16 protein-coding genes and 2 pseudogenes are annotated in these 18,281 nt (G+C 60.6%); 15 read left to right on the top strand and 3 right to left on the bottom strand.

Annotated features, from left to right (window positions below; all coding sequences use genetic code 11):
• Window positions 1-187: 187 nt before the first annotated feature.
• Window positions 188-787: a TetR/AcrR family transcriptional regulator gene (locus CP49_RS19555; RefSeq protein ID WP_057851816.1), complete on the top strand. Its 600-nt coding sequence runs from the start codon at window positions 188-190 to the stop codon at window positions 785-787.
• A gap of 223 nt (window positions 788-1,010) precedes the next feature.
• Here the strand turns inward: CP49_RS19555 and CP49_RS19550 are convergent, their stop codons facing one another.
• Complete coding sequence (locus tag CP49_RS19550; RefSeq protein ID WP_082646098.1) at window positions 1,011-1,487, bottom strand: helix-turn-helix domain-containing protein; 477 nt, start codon at window positions 1,485-1,487, stop codon at window positions 1,011-1,013.
• A gap of 165 nt (window positions 1,488-1,652) precedes the next feature.
• Here CP49_RS19550 and CP49_RS19545 point away from each other — a divergent pair, with 165 nt between their 5' ends.
• Both CP49_RS19545 and CP49_RS19540 read left to right on the top strand, forming a co-directional pair.
• On the top strand, window positions 1,653-2,435 hold the full coding sequence (locus tag CP49_RS19545) for a hypothetical protein (protein ID WP_057851815.1): 783 nt from the start codon (window positions 1,653-1,655) through the stop codon (window positions 2,433-2,435).
• 19 nt (window positions 2,436-2,454) lie between these two features.
• Window positions 2,455-2,829 (top strand): nuclear transport factor 2 family protein, encoded by a 375-nt coding sequence (locus tag CP49_RS19540; RefSeq protein WP_057851814.1) that lies wholly within the window; start codon window positions 2,455-2,457, stop codon window positions 2,827-2,829.
• On the opposite strand, the gene CP49_RS19535 is transcribed toward CP49_RS19540, so the two are convergent.
• The gene (locus tag CP49_RS19535) at window positions 2,794-3,672 is read right to left on the bottom strand and encodes a hypothetical protein (protein ID WP_057851813.1); all 879 of its coding nucleotides are present in this window, start codon (window positions 3,670-3,672) and stop codon (window positions 2,794-2,796) included. The genes CP49_RS19540 and CP49_RS19535 overlap by 36 nt on opposite strands.
• A 396-nt stretch (window positions 3,673-4,068) precedes the next feature.
• Here CP49_RS19535 and aepX point away from each other — a divergent pair, with 396 nt between their 5' ends.
• The 5 genes and pseudogenes from aepX to phnY all read left to right on the top strand — a co-directional run bounded on the left by aepX (window position 4,069) and on the right by phnY (window position 9,849).
• Window positions 4,069-5,019 (top strand): phosphoenolpyruvate mutase, encoded by a 951-nt coding sequence (gene aepX / locus CP49_RS19530; protein WP_057851812.1) that lies wholly within the window; start codon window positions 4,069-4,071, stop codon window positions 5,017-5,019.
• 271 nt (window positions 5,020-5,290) lie between these two features.
• Window positions 5,291-6,151 (top strand): methyltransferase, encoded by an 861-nt coding sequence (locus tag CP49_RS19525; protein ID WP_245310758.1) that lies wholly within the window; start codon window positions 5,291-5,293, stop codon window positions 6,149-6,151.
• Between the two features lie 41 nt (window positions 6,152-6,192).
• Entirely contained in the window at window positions 6,193-7,455 is a 1,263-nt protein-coding gene (aepY, locus tag CP49_RS19520) for a phosphonopyruvate decarboxylase (RefSeq protein WP_245310757.1), read from the top strand.
• A 17-nt stretch (window positions 7,456-7,472) separates the two neighbouring features.
• A pseudogene (locus tag CP49_RS19515) lies at window positions 7,473-8,306 on the top strand (DMT family transporter); the annotation flags it as partial.
• Window positions 8,307-8,412: 106 nt separating this feature from the next.
• Window positions 8,413-9,849, top strand: coding sequence for a phosphonoacetaldehyde dehydrogenase (gene phnY, locus CP49_RS19510; protein WP_057851810.1), 1,437 nt, complete (start codon window positions 8,413-8,415; stop codon window positions 9,847-9,849).
• Between the two features lie 8 nt (window positions 9,850-9,857).
• Here phnY and CP49_RS19505 read toward each other — a convergent pair whose 3' ends face one another.
• A complete protein-coding gene (locus tag CP49_RS19505; protein ID WP_245310756.1) occupies window positions 9,858-10,766 on the bottom strand; it encodes a sugar-binding transcriptional regulator in 909 nt (302 codons plus the stop codon).
• A gap of 244 nt (window positions 10,767-11,010) precedes the next feature.
• Between CP49_RS19505 and CP49_RS19500 the strand changes: the two genes are divergently transcribed.
• The 7 genes and pseudogenes from CP49_RS19500 to phnA all read left to right on the top strand — a co-directional run bounded on the left by CP49_RS19500 (window position 11,011) and on the right by phnA (window position 18,281).
• The gene (locus CP49_RS19500) at window positions 11,011-12,213 is read left to right on the top strand and encodes an ABC transporter substrate-binding protein (RefSeq protein ID WP_057851808.1); all 1,203 of its coding nucleotides are present in this window, start codon (window positions 11,011-11,013) and stop codon (window positions 12,211-12,213) included.
• Window positions 12,210-13,031 (top strand): ABC transporter ATP-binding protein, encoded by an 822-nt coding sequence (locus tag CP49_RS19495; protein ID WP_063791719.1) that lies wholly within the window; start codon window positions 12,210-12,212, stop codon window positions 13,029-13,031. Before CP49_RS19500 ends, CP49_RS19495 begins: the two co-directional genes overlap by 4 nt.
• Entirely contained in the window at window positions 13,024-13,731 is a 708-nt protein-coding gene (locus CP49_RS19490; RefSeq protein ID WP_063791718.1) for an ABC transporter ATP-binding protein, read from the top strand. Before CP49_RS19495 ends, CP49_RS19490 begins: the two co-directional genes overlap by 8 nt.
• Before the next feature lie 10 nt (window positions 13,732-13,741).
• Window positions 13,742-14,602 (top strand): annotated as a pseudogene (locus CP49_RS48950) (branched-chain amino acid ABC transporter permease); the annotation flags it as partial.
• Window positions 14,603-14,686: 84 nt separating this feature from the next.
• Window positions 14,687-15,655: a branched-chain amino acid ABC transporter permease gene (locus CP49_RS48945; RefSeq protein ID WP_338060367.1), complete on the top strand. Its 969-nt coding sequence runs from the start codon at window positions 14,687-14,689 to the stop codon at window positions 15,653-15,655.
• The gene (locus CP49_RS19480) at window positions 15,652-16,992 is read left to right on the top strand and encodes an amidase (protein ID WP_057851806.1); all 1,341 of its coding nucleotides are present in this window, start codon (window positions 15,652-15,654) and stop codon (window positions 16,990-16,992) included. The genes CP49_RS48945 and CP49_RS19480 overlap by 4 nt, the downstream gene beginning before the upstream one ends.
• Window positions 16,989-18,281, top strand: a complete 1,293-nt coding sequence (gene phnA, locus CP49_RS19475) for a phosphonoacetate hydrolase (RefSeq protein ID WP_057851805.1) — start codon at window positions 16,989-16,991, stop codon at window positions 18,279-18,281. Before CP49_RS19480 ends, phnA begins: the two co-directional genes overlap by 4 nt.

Here is an 18,281-nt window from a genome sequence, read left to right as displayed (position 1 = left end):
CTGTAGTGCTCACTACAGATATGGAGCTGGACGGCTCTCTGCAAGATACTTATGTACTGCACACTACGAAAATCTTATGTCGCAAACCGCAAGACTGGAAATCAAATAAAAGAACCACGATAAATCAGAAGGTTAGAGGATTGAACGTCGAGCGGAAAACGGCGTCGGCTTCAAGGGAGTAACGCGAATGGCCATGGGACGCCCGAGAGAATTCGACGCCGATGCCGCATTGGATCAGGCGATGGAAGTCTTCTGGAGACATGGCTATGAGGGCGCGACCATTGCCCAGCTTACCGAGGCGATGGGCATTAACCCGCCGAGCCTCTATGCGGCATTTGGAAATAAGGAAGGTCTCCTGAAGGCTGCCCTCGATCGGTACACGGCCAAACGTGCGGCCTGGATGGAGGGAGTTTTGAGCGCGCCGAGCGCCCGCGACGTCGCGGAGCGGATGCTCATGGGTACTGCAGACAGCCAAACCGATCCCGACAATCCGCCCGGTTGCCTGCTCGTGCAAGGCGGCCTTGCCTGCGGTACCGGTTCGGAGAACGTTCCCTTCGAGCTCGCGGCGCGCCGTGCACTGACCGAGGATCAGCTACGCGAACGCTTCGTCAGGGCGAAGCAGGAGGGCGATCTGAAGCAGACCGCCGACGCTGCCGCGCTGGCGCGCTATCTTTCGGCAGTGTCCGCCGGCATGGGCGTGATGGCGTCATCAGGTGCCGATCGCGAAGCGCTGCGACAGGTGGCGAACGTATCCGTCAAAGTTTTCGAAGAACAGTCGACAACGTGAGAGGTCATCTTCTTGCCGAGCCGAACTGCGCGACGGACGACGCGACGTCGATTACCTAAGGAAGAGACAGCATAGCCCGCGCTGGCTAACACAACGGCTGAAGCCACCCACCCACCAAACCACCAGCTCCCGAACCGGGTCGCCCTGCTTCGCAACAGCCACTTCTCCAGCCAGCAAGTTGCCTTGCGCGGTGATCCTCGTTGTTTCGTGCTCCCGCTGGCCCTTATTCCGCGTCAGTTGTCTTCAGAAGTTGCGCGACTTCCATCAATTTTCGGCGTAGGCGCTCATCAGCAATGCCGAAGTAGAGTTCGAGGAGCTGACGCGACTCTCGCTTCGTAACGAGTTCACTCCAATCCTGCGCTTCGGCGGTTTGCTTCGGTTCGATGGACGGTCGTTTCTTGCCTTCCATCTCGTCGAAGAACCATGTGATCGGGACGGCAAGTTGCACGGCAATGGCGTAGAGTCTTGACGCGCTGATCCGGGTTTCCCCGGCCTCATATTTTTGGATGAGCTGAGACGTCAGGCCAAGACGCCTTGCTAGTTCGTCCTGACTGAGGCCGAGGAGGTTGCGCCTAAGACGCAACCGCTTCCCCACGTGTTCGTCGACATGAGTCGGCTTCTTCGACGAGACCCTGATTTTGCCGCCGCGTTTGCTCGGCGTGCGGGATTTCGATTTCTTCTCGGAAGGTTCAGAAGGCATCAAGCACCGCGGTTGAATTCCTGCTTGGTACAATCAATGGAACTATGAACGACGGCATATCAACTCCTGGGGGGTAATATCAACTAGAATTATGTCACGCAGGTTACAAATGCGCGGATTATTAGGCCCTAAACCACAAGGTGTGAGAATGGGAGAACGTAATCCATGCAAGAGCCTCTTCCGGTATCGGGACGCCTACCCACTCAACTCAAGGTTAAATACGGTCCGGTGGACCTGCTCGGGCGGTTCTTCCTCTGGGCCGACACCGCTGCAAGGGATCGCGGAGTAACGCTTTTTTTTGCCAGCCTGAAGGATCTCATCGAAGCCAACAGGGGCAACTCCGATAGCTGGCGCCCGCTTGTGCCGGCTTTTGACGAGGCTTTGGGCGGCGTTACGCCGGAGGCAGCGTTTGTCCTGATCGGGCGGAACAAGGATGGGGAGGTCGTCGCAACACAGGCGGCGCGCATCTATGATTGGCCGGAAACGTCTCTGAAGGACGAAGCCACTTCGCTGCGAATGTTTTATGCCGATCCTGATGCCGCTTTCGCGCGCGGAGATCGCTGCGAGATCACCGCGCCGATTGCCGAGAAAATCACCGGCCGCGTCGTCTTTTCCGGTGGCATCTGGTATCGGCGTGATTTCAGAGGCAAGGACCTTGGAACCATCCTGCCGCGCATTTCGCGGGCATACGCCTTCACGCGCTGGAATAGCGATTTCACGACCGGCATGCTGGGCGATGGCGTCATCGCCGGCGGCCTGGCAGAGCGTGCCGGATACACGAAGATCGAGCTCGGCTGCATCAAACTTGTGGCGTCGCCGCTTGGCGAGATGCGTTGCGGGTTAGCCTGGATGCAGACTGACGAACTCCTCGCCGATCTCGCAGCAATCATGGATCGGGCGAATGTCCCTGTTATTGGGCCCCGCATTGCCGAGGAGGCAAATCATTGATGTCGCACGGCGAGGCAGTATGAATATCCAAACCTTTCGTCCAGAGGATTCAGAAGGGCTTGTCAAAGGGCTGTTCGGTTGCATCGACGGCCGGGACTGGGCAGGGCTTTGCGAATTTCTCCACGAGGAAGCGATCTACGAACGGCCGGGGTATGAGCCGTTCGTCGGAAAGCCGGCTATCCTGGACTTCTACCTGACGAAACGGATTATTTCGCTCGGCCAGCACCGCGTCGAGAGGGTGCTGAGCGACGGCGCAAACATTGCGTGCTGGGGCAGCTTTTCCGGCGTTGCCAAGAATGGGCGCAATCTCAGCATGCGTTTTGCAGATGTCTACCGCATCAGGGAAGGGCGGATTGATCTACGCCGGACATTCTTCGACAGCCCGGCGATCTAGGCCGGATTGTTGCTCCCTGAAGTCAAAGACCGATGCGCCGAGAAGGCATGTTCCCCCGTTTCCCTTGCAGGTGAACGGCAAGATGAGGCGCCGATAACGGCAGTGAATGCTATCGTTCTTGTCTGGCCGTCTGATCGTGGCATGCACCTCGTCCAGGCGCGGCAGTCGCGTCTCCTGGACCCGGCGGTAAATGCCTTGCACCCATTGGCCGTAGTCATAATCCGGTTGTTCTTCCATCGGCAGACCCCGCGAATTCTTCCGCCAGGTCTCGCCGTAAATCTCAAAGCCAGATCCGACATCGGTAATGGTCAGGCGGCCATCCAGGGGCTCGACAAGCATGAAGCGCGGACAAAGCGATTCAGGCAACACGTCGGCCAGCGTCGCTGAATCGTAAACCTGCTTCGAATCAATCCATTGCGTGAGAAGGGATGAAAGTGCTTCGTCCGTGTTCGCAAGTATTTCGAGCGGGAGCTCTTTGCTCGTGAACGAAGAAGGTTGCTGTTGGCTCGCAGCAATCTGCTCGGCAATGTAGGCGATCGTCTGCGCGAGGCTCGGGACCAGCTTCTCGACGAACTGGTCCGGGTGGGAAATGATGGTGCGCTCGATCCCCGTATCAGCGAGGTAGTATAGAACTGCGGCGATGCTCGTCTGGGACACCGTTTCGGGCCGAAATCGGATGCGCGCCGCATTGGGAGCGATTTTCGTGACAGCCACAAATCCCAGATTTTCGATGAGGTAGGTCAGAAAATCGAAGTCAGGAATCGAGCAGTGCAGGAAACTGCGTAAGGCCGGGGATCGAGCGTCCCATGCGCGGCCATGGTCGTCCAGAATGATTGTTTGCATGCGACCCCCACCCAACCGAGGAGCAAAGTCGTCCATCTAGCGCTCGTTATCTGGCGCAGTTGCGGCATCTTAGTGATACTCGCTCAGCTAGACATCAAAATTCGATGAACGATTGGCTTCACGCTTTCGTGACGGCAGTTTTCCTGCGATTCCGCTTCGCCTCAATCGGCGTGCCGATCTGACTGCGCGAAGTCGGGGCTGAATCAGTTCTCGGTTGCAATGAATTATTGAAGTGGCATCGGGCATCCGCCCGCGTGCGCTCCGGATGCTCCGCATCAACGAGAATTAGAAATTTAGCGCATCAACTAGAATTAGATATTGACGTCGTGTATAAACGTGTCACAACTATTGTTAGTCAAGCGTCGTGATGCAGATGGGACGCTCAAGGAGTTCGACATGCAAACGCAAAACCAGTCCGTCGTCGCAAACGGCCGTCGCCATCACGCTGCGTCGGGAGCGGCGGATAAACTTCGCAACCAGATCTGCTGCAATCACGAGCTCTCCTTTCTGATGGAGGCCCATGACGGTCTTTCGGGCGCCATAGCCGAGCGTGCAGGTTTCAAGGGACTCTGGGCATCCGGCCTGTCGATTTCGTGCTCGCTCGGCTACCGTGACGCCAACGAAGCCTCCTGGACGCAGCTCGTTGATGTCGTCGAGCGCATGGTCGACTCAACTGATCTTCCGGTGCTTGTCGACGGCGATAGCGGCTTTGGCAATTTCAACAATGCGCGCCTTCTGGCACGCAAGCTACAGCAGCGCGGCGCCGCGGGCGTCGCGCTGGAGGACAAGGGCTTTCCCAAGATGAATTCGTTCGTCGGCGATCGGCATCCGCTTGCCGATACCGGCGAATTCTCGGGCCGGCTGCGCGCTGTGAAGGATGCGGTGGGCGACGACCTGGTCCTCGTTGCACGGATCGAGGCGCTGATCGCCGGCCACGGAATGGACGAGGCCCTTACGCGCGCCCATGCCTATGCCGAGGCCGGAGCTGACGCCATCCTCATTCATTCGCGCAAGAGCGTGGCGGACGAGATCCTCGCTTTCGCCGGCGCCTGGCAGAACCGGCTTCCCGTTGTGATCGTCCCCACCAAATACTATCGAACGCCCGTCTCCGCCTATCGCGAAGCCGGTATCTCGACGGTGATCTGGGCCAACCACTCGATGCGAGCTGCAATCGCCGGGATGAGAGACATTTGCGGCCGCATTATCGCCGAGCAAAGCATCTCTGGCATCGAAGGCGAAGTCGCCACGCTCGACGAGGTTTTTGGTCTGCTGCGTTACGGCGAACTCGCTGCCGCCGAGGAGCGATACTTGCCGCAGCACAACGGAAATGGTCACGCGAAAGCGTGATCCTCCGTCCTCCATCACACACTATCCCCATAGAAACTTCCCCAACGCGGAGATCGTGCCATGCTTCATTCACCACTAGCGGCGTCAGCACCAACTCAGCTACCTGAACCTGACATCGCGCAGGTGATCCGATGGCGTGATAGTTCCTATGCGGCCGACCTCTATATTGCAGCGGTCTCGTGGCTCGATCTCTTCACCTCTCGACCAAACGCCCGCGACTGAAGCAGAGCTGCGCAGGCATTTTCAGATCAAGGAGCGGCCGACGCGAACGATGATCAGGCTCTTTGAGTCCTGGGGGCTGCTCGACAATGTTGATGGCAAGCTTCACGCTTCGGCGTCCGCGCGGCGCTATTTGAGCCGCAACTCAAGCGAGAACATTTCCTCTTACATCGCCGTCATGAAGTACAAATCGTCTGTCCGGGAGATCTACGACCTATTGCGCCTGGATGCACCTGACACGTGGCATGTCGAGCGTGGCGCCACAGTCAACTGGGACGCGCTGATGCAAACGGATGATTTCGCCGATCTGAATACGCGTGGAATGGAGGAGCGCGGGCGGATTTTTGCTCCCGACCTCGTGCGCCTGCTCGATTGTTCACAGGACACGGCCGTTCTCGATGTGGGGGGTGGGTCCGGGGTCTATTCCGCGCATCTGCTCAACCGATATCCCACTCTATCGGCGACGATCTTTGAGCGTCCCCCGGTCGACCAACTCGCCACGCGATGTCTCGCCGAGCGCAAGCTTACGGCAGCTAGAGCGCGTGTGATCGCTGGAGATATGTTTGTCGATCCATTTCCGCAAACCGCTTCTCTCCATCTCTATTCGCATGTCCTTCACAATTGGGGACCGGAAAAAGTGCGGATGCTGCTGGATAAATCCTACCAAAGCTTGCTGCCTGGAGGTCGGGTGGCCGTTTATAGCTGCCACCCGGACGACCGAGGCGGTCCTGCGCCGGTCGCAGAGGCAGAATATTCAGTCCTGCTGACCACCAGCTATGAGGGCTGCTGCTACAGCTTCGAGGACATGCGGTCCCTCATGGAAGGCGTCGGCTTTCAGCACGTCGACTATCGCAGGTCGATTTGCAACCGAAGTCTCATCACGGCGCGAAAGCTCGCCAGCAGCTCCAACTGAACAAGAACTCTATCTAAGCAAGATCGCTATCTGAAAGCGTCTTGCCTGATCCTGCTGCCGTCGACGTTGACGGCAGCAAACGCTGCGCCTTGTCTGGCGCGGGGAGAAAAATATCGCCTGTCGGGAGGAAACCTCAAATGACTATGTCAACAACGACACTCTTGGGTCTTCTGAAGCAGCAGAAGTACGAGTTTTTCTCCGGGGTACCCTGCTCGAATTTCGCCGATCTGTTCCAGCAGGTATCCTTGGATGGCGATATCACGTCGGTCCCGGCGGCGAGCGAAGGCAGCGCGCTGGCATTTGCCGTCGGCGCGGCACTGGCGGGGCGACGAAGCGTCGTCGCCCTCCAGAATTCCGGACTTGGAAACATTGTCAATCCGCTGACATCGCTGGTGCAGGTTAACTGCATTCCGACACTGCTTCTGATCTCCGTGCGGGGACATACCGACGAACCCGAGGACGAGCCGCAGCATCGCATTATGGGCGCCAGTACCCACGCATTGCTCGATCAATTGGCAATCCCATGGAGCGAGTTCGACGGGACGCCGCAGGGCTTCATGGCGACTCTCCTGAGGGCTGAAGAGGCATTCCAGCGATCGATCTCGTTTGCGATTTTGGTCCGGAAAGGTCAGCTATCGGCGAGCCTCGGCGTCGTCGTCAACGGTGAGCAACAGCTAGAGGGCTATTCGCTCAGCGTCGGATGCGCTCTCGAAATCATCAGCGAAGCCCTGCGTCCGACCGATCTCGTCGTCTCAACGACCGGGTTCATCTCCCGGGAGTTATTTCGCTTGAGCGATCGTCCGGAGAATTTCTACATGCAGGGATCGTTGGGCCATTGCAGCGCGGTTGCTGCGGGGGTCGCGCTCGCGCATCCATCGCGTCGCGTGGTCGCGCTGGATGGCGATGGCGCGGTGCTGATGCATATGGGGGTGTTATCCACGATCGGGTACGCGTCCCCCCGAAATTTCCTGCACATCGTGCTCGATAACGAAGGCTACGTTTCGACCGGAGGGCAGGAGACCACCTCGGTGACTTCCTCGCTGGAAGCCGTCGCCGTGGCCTGCGGGTACCGCGCGGTCAGCCGGTGCGTAACCAGTGCCGAATTGGGTGAGGCAGTCGCGCGAAGCCTGTCGACCGAAGGGCCGCACTTCCTGCTCTGCAAGGTCAATCAATCACATTCGCGCTCGCTACCCCGGGTTACGTCGCGTCACACGCCGGAGGAGAACAAAGAAGCGTTCCAGATCGCGCTGAACCAACCGCGGGCTTTCCATCTGAAGGCCGCACCGGCGGGAGTGGCCCGGTGAAACATCAGGCGGTCAATATGCTGACCAGCTTCCGCGGCCTCTCATTCGTCATCATTATTTGGAGCACGAACTGGCTTGCGATCAAGAATGTCTTGCAGTCTTCGCCGCCGCTGTTTTTCACCGGCATCTGTTTGCTCGGCGGCGCCATCGGGCTCGGTGCTGTCCGCCTGTGCCTCGGAAATCCACTCCAGCGCGGTTGTGAAGGGAAGGGCAGGCTTGTCGCGGTGGGTATCCTTCAAATGGCCGGAGGCCTCGGGCTGGGCCTGGTCGGCTTGCAGTATCTCGATGTCGGCACCAGCGCCCTGATCTTCTATACGATGCCCTTGTGGCTCGTCACGATCGAATGGACGATCGATCGCCAAATGCAATCGCTGCTCGATGTTATCGCACTGACCTGCGGCATGCTTGGTCTCGGGATGCTGGCATCGGGTACGATTCTCGTGGCGACATCTCATGGCATCCTGGGCCTCGCATTGCTTTCGATGTCAGCTTTCAACTGGGCGCTGCGAACATGGATCCATAAATGCACCCCCGGCGACATCAACGTGTGGACCCGTGCCGTCTTTCAATTGGCGACCTCAGGGGCAACTGTCATCGTTGCGTCGCTGCTGCTGGAACGTCGGCTTGACTGGGCTCAATTGCCGATACTCACCTGGCCCCTCGCATTCAACTTGATCGTGGCGACTGGATTGGCATTCGTCGCTTGGTACCGCGCGCTCAGCCGCATGTCCTCGCAGATCGCTTCTCAGAGCCTCATGCTCATCCCTGCCGTCGCGCTGGTTGCGGCTGCCGTTTTGCAACGTGAGACGTCTACGACGTGCGTCGTGGTCGCCTGTGTCCTTATGAGCGTCGGCGTCACCACCGCAAGTTGGCGTTCAAGGGCGCCGATCCCTGTGAGTACGGTCTCACGCGCCCTGAAACCTGCGATTGGCAGGGAACATCACATGGAGCCCGGCGATGTTGGATTCGACACGTCTCTATCACCCGATGAAGATCGCAGGAGAGGATGTCCTTGCGGATTCGTCCATCGATGTGCGGAATCCTTTTACCGATCAGGTAATAGCTGCGGTGCCGCAGGCGCGTCCCGAGCACGTGCGGCGCGCCTTCGCGATCGCCCGGGTATTCCGTCCCAGGCTCACAAGGCGTGAGCGGGCGCGGATCCTCTTCGCTACAGCGGAGGCGATCGAAGCAAACCGGGACCGGCTTGCGCATCTCATTACATCGGAGAGCGGTCTATGCCTGAAAGACGCGCTGCATGAAACCGCGCGGGCCCAGGATGTCTGGTCATTCGCAGCGCAGGCAGTGCTCCAGGACGATGTCGCGGTTTACGCGGGCGATATCGGAGGGGGCGCGCAGAGCAGGCGCATATTCGCGACCAGGACGCCGCTCCTTGGTGTAATCTCGGCGATTACCCCCTTCAACCACCCCCTGAATCTCGTGAGCCATAAGCTCGCTCCAGCGATCGCGACCAACAACAGGGTCGTGCTGAAGCCGGCGGAGGCTACTCCTTTGACCGCGCTTGCTCTTGCCGAGCTACTTTATGAAGCGGGACTACCGCCGGAAATGTTATCAGTGGTCACCGGCGATCCGCGCTCGCTGGGAGACGCGATGATCAATGACCCGGACATCGACCTGGTGACGTTTACGGGATCGGTGAGCGCCGGAAAGAAAATCGCCGAACGGGTGGGATACAGAAGGCTGGTGCTCGAGCTCGGCGGCAATGATCCTCTGATCGTAATGGGTGACGCCGATCTGGACCGCGCAGCCCGGTTGGCGGTGCAGGGTGCGACCAGAAATTCCGGGCAACGCTGTACCGCCGTCAAGCGGGTCTTGGTCGTCGATGATGTCGCCGATCGCTTTGCCGAAGCGACCCTCTCTCTGATGAAGCGCCTCAGGACCGGAGATCCCATGGACCCCAACACGGACGTGGGGACGGTCATCAACGCGAGGGCGGCGTCGATAATAGCCGGGCGCGTCGACGCCGCAATTGAAGGCGGCGCCCGCCTGCTGCTCGGCAATACTCCGGAGGGCGCGCTTTACCCGCCGACGCTGCTGGACCATGTCCCGCCCGATCGCGAGCTGGTGCGCGAAGAGACCTTTGGTCCTGTCCTGCCGATCATTCGGTGCCCGGATGATGTCGAACACATCATCGCCATTGCAAACTCGACGGCTTTCGGTCTTTCGGCGGCGTTGTGCACAAACCGGCTCGATTACATCACCCGCTTCGTCGATGCCCTCGACGTCGGCTGCGTCAACGTATGGGAAGTTCCGGGATACCGGACGGAGCTGACGCCGTTCGGCGGCATCAAGGATTCCGGCCTCGGCCATAAAGAGGGCGTGCTGGAGGCCATGAAGAGCTTTACGAATATCAAGACCTACTCGCTGCCGTGGTGAGGCAAGCCTCAATCCAGGAGTTTGGACGCGGCCGCTTCATCAGTGACCAGGACCTGGCAAATGCCCGCCAACAGGCCGGCGCGAATAATGGGGACCTTGTGCTCGCCGCCGGCCGCGAGAATCCGATGCCTGATCTGAAGCACGTGGTCGATCGGCGGATTGATCGTCCGCTGCACCAGGGGGTGGCGAAGCGGCTTGCCGGCTGAATCGAGGTAGTGACCGCAAATATCCCCGACGGCGCCGGCTTCGAGCAACGAAGCCCAGGTTTCGCGAGAAATGACCTCGTATTCGAGTGCCTTTGATTGCTCGGAGAGGTCGATCGCGCTCAACAGTGCCACGTCGAGGGAGGGCACCATGGCGAGCACGGAACGAACAGGTTCACTCGCGACGAGGATATCCCTTAGCTCGGCAGTCTCGGCGAACATCGGCGCGGTCAGATAATAGCATCGCGCGCCGAGCGCCCGGGCAATCATCGTCGCATTGTCATACGGATTGATCGGCGCGCTTTCGGCCAACCCGCCGGACATCAGCACCACGCGGGTGCCGTCTCCAGATCGCTGCGGCAGGTTTTGGGCTGCGGCATTGATGGTGCCTCCCCAGGTGATTCCCAGCGAACCCGATGGCGGAAGACACGCGGCGACGTATCGCGCGGCGGCGGCCCCGATGAAAGAACGCACGTCGGTCCCACCCATGGGGACCGGGACCACGATCGCGTGACGCAGATCAAATTTGTGGACCAGCTTTTCTTCAAGTTCGGTGCGCTGGCCGGCCGGATCGGCGATCGTGATTTGAACGAAGCCGCTTTCCCGTGCCTCGCCGAGGATCCGGTTGACGCGCTTGCGCGTCATCTTCAGCCGCTGCGCGATCGCGTCCTGGGTTTGACCTTCGCGGAAATAGTACCAGCAGATCTTGGCCACCAAAGCTGCGTCGGCTCGGCCATCGCCGGATTCGCCTTCGTTTGGTGCCGCTTGCGTGCCTCGAATCAACATCCTCTCCGATCCGCTTCAGGAATCCGCTGTTTGCCTGCTTCCGGGGTGGAATGGCAACTCTTCATACTTTTCCACAGTATATGTCAGTTGTGCACAAATGTGCCTTGATCGTCACAAATGTGTTAAGGGGAGCATCTATCTGTGCGCCGAGCTTGGAAACGGGAGATAATCCATGCGTCGGCTGATCGTCGGATCACTATTGTTGTGCGGCTGGGCAACGTCCGCCTTCGCGCAATTTTCCGACAACAAAATCGTCATCGGCGTGATGGGGGATCAAAGCGGAGTCGTCGCCGATGTCGGCGGACCCGGATCGATCCTGGCTGCCCGCATGGCGGTCGAGGACTCGGGCGGAGCCGCTGGCGGTGTCCCGATCGAGACCATCACTGCTGACCATCAGAATAAGCCCGACGTCGCGTCGGCGATTGCCCGCGAATGGTTCGACCGGCGTGGTGTCGATGTCATGGTCGACCTGCCGCATTCCGGTGTGGTCTTCGGGTTGATGGCGATTGCCACCGAAAAAAAGCGTTCCCTGATGATATCCGGCGCTGCAAGCGTGGAGATAACCGGAGGGCGCTGCTCCCCCTTTGCTACGCACTGGACTGATGACACCTACTCGCTCGCGCGCGGGACCGCCGCCGCCCTGATGCAGCAGGACCTGAAGTCCTGGTATTTTCTCACCGCGGACTATGCATTCGGCCACGATCTCGAAAAGGACGCCGCGCGCGTCGTCGAGGAACGCGGAGGCAAGGTGATCGGAAGCGCTCGCCACCCCCTGAGCACGCCCGATTTCTCCGCGCTTCTGCTGCGCGCGAAATCCTCGCAAGCGCAGGTGGTCGCTCTGGCGAGCGCTGGCGCTGACACCGTCAACGCCATCAAGCAGGCTGGCCAGTTCGGCATCATGCGCGGTGGGCGGCGCGTTGCGGCTCTCCATGCATTCGTCACCGACATCAACAGTGTCGGCCTCGAAGCGGCCCAGGGCCTGATCATCACCACCGGCTTTTACTGGAATGACACTGATGGGACGCGCGCTTTCTCGGAGCGCTTTTTCAAAGCGCATGGACGCATGCCGACCCGTGAGCAAGCCGGCGTCTATACGGGCGTGCTGCACTACATCAAGGCCGCCAGCAAAGCGAAGACTGACGATGCCGCTCTCGTGAACACGGAAATGCGAAAGCTGCCCGTCGATAGATTCGGTCGCCAGGTCCACATCCAGGAAAACGGTCGCGTCATCTACGATCTCGGTGTTTATCGTGTGAAGACCCCGGCCGAGAGCAAGGCTCCGTGGGACTATTATGAGCGTATCGCCACAGTCCCGGCCGACACCGCTTTTCGCTCCATCGATACTGCGGGCTGCGCCGCTCCGAGCGTTCGATGACGACCATCCTTCTAGATCATCCGCAGCGGGCAGCCGCGCCGATTGCCTCGGCTGACCGAGAACGCGCTGCAACATCGCTGCTGACCGCCCGCGACCTGACGGTTCGCTTCGGTGATTTCGAGGCGCTTCGCGGTGTTTCGATCGATCTCGACACAAGGTCGGTTCATGCGGTGATCGGGCCCAACGGGGCGGGCAAGACCACGCTATTCAACGTGATCAGCGGCTTTATGAAGCCAACCGCCGGTCAGGTTCGTCTCAACGGTGCGAATGTGACTGCGGCCTCACCGAACCGTCTTGCGCGGCTCGGGCTCGCCCGGTCGTTTCAGATATGCTCGATTTTCCCAAATCTCTCCGTAGCCGATAATATCCGCACGGCGCTCGCGCTGAACGTGCGGGGTCTGCAGCTCCTGCGCGGCCGTTCGCGACGGGACGAAAATGAAGCAAGGGTCCGCCATCTTCTCGATCAAGGCGGGCTGATGGACGAAAGCGAACGCCGGGCCGCGGATCTGCCCTATGGTCGCCGGCGACTGCTTGAGATCGTCACGACGATCGCGATCGCGCCGAAATTTCTGCTGCTCGACGAGCCGACTGCGGGTCTGGCGCGGGAAGACATCGCGCCGGTCGCAGGCCTGATCAAGACGGTCGCCGCCACCTGTGGCGTCCTTCTGGTGGAGCACAATCTGCAGGTCGTGAAAAGTCTGGCAGCGAAGGTCACGGTGCTCGCGGAAGGATCGGTCCTCTGTGAGGGCAGCTATGATGAGGTCGCACGCGACCCTCGCGTGATCAACGCCTATATCGGGGCCGAGCGTCGTGCCTGAGGCGGTTTCGCTGCATCTCTCGCACGTGCAGGCATGGTATGGCGATTCTCAGGCGCTGTTCGGCGTCACCTTCGCGGTTCGGCCGTGCGAGGTGACCTGTCTGGTCGGTCGCAATGGTGCGGGCAAGACAACGGTCCTTCGCGCCATCATGGGTCTACTGCCGCGACAAACCGGCAGCATTATCCTGTCCGGGCGCGAAGCAAGCGGAATGCGTCCATATGAGCGTACCCGGTTCGGCATCGGCTATTGCCCCGAGGAGCGGGCGATCTTCTCCAGCCTCACCGTCGATGAGAATCTTGCCCTTCCTCCAGCGGTCAGCGCCGCAGGCGTGGCCAAGGCTGATATCCTCGCGATGTTTCCGAATCTTCGCACAAGGGGACGCCACTACGGCGACCAGCTTAGCGGCGGCGAGCAGCAGATGCTCGCCATCGGCCGGATTTTGCGCACGGGCGCGCAGACCCTTCTTCTGGACGAACCCACCGAGGGATTGGCACCGGTCATTGTGAGGCAGATCGAGCATGCGCTGATCGAGCTCAAGCGCCGCGGCTACACGATCCTGCTAGTGGAGCAGAACATCGATTTCGTCCTGCATCTCGCCGATCGGGTGGTGGCGATCGAAAACGGTGTGGTTGTGGACGACCTCGAAACCCGAGGCGGCGAGCACGTCAAGGCTCGGCTCCTCGAACGTCTTACACTGTGATTCCCGCATGATGGACCTCATCCTCGGCTACCTTACGATCGGCCTCGTCAACGGCTCGTTCTATGCGCTGCTTAGTCTTGGGCTCGCGCTTATCTTCGGCCTCCTCAACATTCTCAACATGACGCATGGCGTGCTCTACATGATGGGCGCTTTTGCTGCATGGGCCGGTTCTCGATATCTCGGATTGGGCTATTTCGGAGGGCTGGTTTTCGCGCCGCTCTGCGTAGCTGCCTTCGGCATCATCCTGGAACGTTCATTGCTGCGTCGAACCTACGGCCTCGATCCGCTCTACGGATTCATGCTGACGTTCGGCACGGCGATGATCGTTCAGGGCGGCTTCCAAGCCTATTTCGGTTCGACCGGACTTCCCTACGCCCCGCCGGATTGGTTATCCGGCGGGCTGGATCTCGGCGTTCTGTATTTCCCTGCATACCGACTTTGGGTCGTCGCCGTGGCGCTTGTCGTATGTGTGATCGTCTGGATCGCCATTGCGCGCACGCGTCTTGGCTCTGTTCTGCGCGCGTCGTCCGAAAATGCAGCTACCGCCGAAGCACTCGGCGTCGGCGTGCCTCGCGTCTTCGCCGCCACTTTCGCCCTGGGCGCCGCGCTCGCAGGACTGGCAGGCGCGCTTGCCGCGCCGATCTACCAGGTCAGCCCGCTGATGGGCTCGGACATCCTGCTCGTCGTATTTGCAATCATCGTTATCGGCGGCATGGGTTCGATCGGGGGCACCATCGTCTCGAGCTACGCCCTCGCACTGATCGAGAGCCTTACGCAGGCGCTGCTCCCGCAGGCGGCAAGCTTCATCGTCTTCGCCTTCATGTGCGTTGTGCTTTTACTTCGGCCGCAGGGGCTGTTCGGCATTTCGGTGGTCAGATCCCACGAATTCCTGGCGGCGCGGCTTCCGTGGATTGAACCCGCGGATAAGGAAACCGCCGCCAAACGCCTGACCGGCATGGTGCCGGTGCTCGCCGCTGTCGCCGCGCTGTTGGCCCTGCCGATGCTGCTTTATCCCGTCTATCTGATGAAGATCTTCTGTTTCACCATCTTCGCCGCTTCATTCAACTTCCTGCTGGGATTTGCCGGCATCATGTCCTTCGGCCAGGCGGCCCTGTTCGGTACTGCGGCCTATCTTACGGCGCATGCGGCAAGGGAGTGGGCGCTACCGCCGGAAGCTGCGATCAGCGTCGGGATAGCGGCGGCGCTCGTTCTCGGACTGGTCATGGGCATCTTTGCGATCAGGCGCCGGGGCATCTATCAGGCCATGATTACGCTGGCGATCGCGCAGATGGTCTATTTCGTCTATGTGCAAGCCAGTTTCACCCATGGCGAGGATGGGATCCAGTCAGTCCCCCGCGGCATGTTGCTGGGGTTGATCGACCTTCGCGACGACACCAATGTTTACTGGCTCTGTGCTGCCGCCATGCTTGGCGTGCTATTCGGCCTGAGACGTCTCATCAACTCCCCATTCGGGATGATGTTGATCGCCATTCGCGACAATGAGCGCCGGGCTCTCTCGCTGGGGCACAACGTCGACGCGTACAAGCTCGCGGCATTCGGCATCGCCGCCTTCTGCGCCGGCGTCGCCGGCTCCATGAGCGCTGTTGTCTTCCAGTTGGCCACCTTGTCCGGCGTGCATTGGCACCTCTCGGGCGAAGCTGTGCTGATGGCGTTGATCGGCGGTATCGGCACATTCAGCGGGCCTCTCATTGGTGCCGCCGTGCTGGTGACGATGCAGCATTTCCTGTCACCCTTCGGCGCCTGGATCGTGGCAATTCATGGAGCCGTCTTTGTTCTTTGCGTCCTGCTGTTTCGCGACGGGCTATTGCCCCATGCCCAAGCGCTTGCCGCAAATCTTCGCCGGCCAGATGCACGGCCGAAAGCTGTCGGGGCCCCGCAGGCTGTGGAGGCTATCGGCCAATGAATGCCATAGCAGATAACCAGGGGCTGGCACTCGTTTCGAATAGCAAGCGATTGAACGAACTCTCGGCTCGCACGATCGTTGCTGCGATCCGCGATCGCCGGCTAACGGCGACGTCCGTAATGGAAGCTTGCCTGGAGCGGATTGCTGTTCGCGAACCGCAGGTGAAAGCCTGGAGCTTCCTGGATGCCGATCTGGCACGGAAACGCGCGCGGGTGGCAGATGAATGGCAGGCCGCGGGACTCCCGCTCGGTCCGCTGCATGGTCTGCCAGTAGGCGTGAAGGATGTGTTCGATACCAGCGACATGCCGTCCGAATACGGCAGCGCAAGCTTGCGTGGGCGCCGGCCGACCGAAGACGCGGATGCCGTCAGCGTGCTGCATCGGGCCGGGGCGCTAATCGTCGGCAAGACCAGCACATCCGAATTCGGAATGTATCATCCCAGCCCGACGCATAATCCCCTGGATCTGTCGCGCTCACCGGGCGTGTCGTCGGCGGGGTCTGCGGCGGCCGTCGTCGATCACATGGTTGCGCTGGCGCTCGGCACTCAGCACACGGCATCCACGACACTGCCAGCTTCGTTTTGCGGTGCGTTCGCCTTCAAACCGTCGCTCGGCTTCACGAGCATGCGGGGATCGAACGTGCTGGTCTCCCGCATGGCGCACGTCGGCCTGCTGGCCCGGTCTGTCGACGACCTCGCGCTGTTTGCCGGCGCGTTCGATCGCAGGCTCGCTGAGGTCGAAACACTGCGACATCCGCCCAGGCTCGGTTTTGCCCGCGGGCCGGGCTGGGACCTCGTAAGTCCCGACGCGCGTCAGGCTCTCGATCGCCTGGTCGACGGATTGCCTGCAACCGTGGCCACGGTCGATCTTCCCTGCGAATTCGATATGGCGCTTGAGGTCGTGCACGGCCTTCTGAACGCTCATCTGGCATATCGCTTCAGTGCCTTGCCGGAAGAAACGTTCCGCAGCTTCTGCCCTCCACTGCAGGAGGGCATCGTTGCCGGGCGTGCGTTGAGCGCCGCAAATTATCTCGAACTCGAGGCCATGGCCGACAGACTCAACGCGCTGGCCGCGGCGTTGTTCTGCGATCATGACGCCTTGATCACGCTCTCCGCACCAGGAGAGGCCACGCGCCTTGAGCAGGGACCGGGCTCTGGCGCCATGTCGATGCCCTGGAGCCTGTGCGGACTACCAACCGTGTCGCTACCGCTGCTGCGCGGGATGAATGGCATGCCGATCGGCGTTCAGCTCGTTGGTCGCCAGGGCGGCGACCGCAATCTTCTGCGCGTGGCGGCGTGGCTCACAGATGCAACAACCCTCAACGATGTCCTCCCATGAACAAACCTGATCGAATCCTGACCGACGTCGCGTCCTATCGCGCGGAGAGACCTCTGGTGAGAGTGAATGGACGCGCCTATGCGTGGCCGAAACATCCGGCTGTCGTCATCTGTTTCGACGGCTGTGATCCAGCCTATATCGATGCTGCCAGCGCCGCCGGGGCCATCCCTGCCATCGACCGGATGCGGCGCGAAGGCTTTGCCGCCTCCGCACTCGCGGCAATGCCGACATTCACCAACCCCAACAACGTGTCCATCGTCTGCGGTGTGCCGCCCGCCGTTCATGGCGTCTCCGGAAATTTCTATCTCGACCGCGACACCGGCGCAGAAATCATGATGGTAGACGCCACTCCCGTGCGCGCGCCGACTATTCTGGCAGCGTTCTCGCAAGCGGGAGCCAAGGTTGCCGCCGTTACTGCCAAAGACAAGCTGCGCAGGGCCCTGGGTCATGGGCTCGACGGCATCGCTTTCTCTGCCGAGAAAGCCGACGAGGCGACCGATGCGGAGAATGGCATCTCCGCAATTGGTGCCCTGGTGGGACGGGGAGCGCCAGACCAGTATTCCGCCGATCTTTCCTTGTTTGTGCTCGATGCCGGAATTCGCCTGCTTGAAACCCGCCGGCCAAACCTGATGTATCTGTCGCTTTCCGACTATGTGCAGCACAAGCATGCACCGGATGCGCCCGAAGCGACCGCCTTCATGCGCGCGGTGGACGAGCGGCTCGGAAGGATGATCGCGCTCGGCGCCTGCCTCGGGATTGTCGCCGACCATGGCATGAACGACATGGCCCACCCGAGCGGCGAGCCGAACGTCGTCTATCTCGGCGATCTGCTGGATGCCGCCTTCGGTGCCGGCGCAACCCGCGTCATCTGCCCGATCACCGATCCCTTCGTGCGTCACCATGGCGCTCTGGGCGGCTTTGTCCGTGTCCATCTGCAACGGACGGAGCCTTCCAGCACCGCGGTGTTGAACTTCATCCGGCAGATTCCAGGCGTCTGTATGGCCGCCCCGCGTGAGGAAGCATGCCTGCGCTTCGAATTGCCGGAAGATCGCGAAGGTGACATCGCCGTGGTGGCAAGGTCGGGCGTCGCCCTCGGCGGCCATGCCCGCGACCACGACATTTCGCAGCTATCGGGCGAGCGGCTGCGTTCTCATGGCGGGCTCGCCGAACAGGTGGTGCCGTTCATCCTCTCTCACCCGCTGAAGGCCGGACGGGTTGAGAGCGGGGCAGGGAAACCGCTCCGCAACTACGATGTCTTTTCAGTCCTGCTCAACGATATGAAAGTCTGA

Origin of the sequence: Bradyrhizobium valentinum (genome assembly GCF_001440405.1) — a bacterium.
In the GTDB taxonomy this organism is placed as follows: Bacteria; Pseudomonadota; Alphaproteobacteria; order Rhizobiales; family Xanthobacteraceae; genus Bradyrhizobium; species Bradyrhizobium valentinum.
Note: the sequence above shows the minus strand (reverse complement) of the source record. Positions and strands in the feature narration are given on the sequence as shown.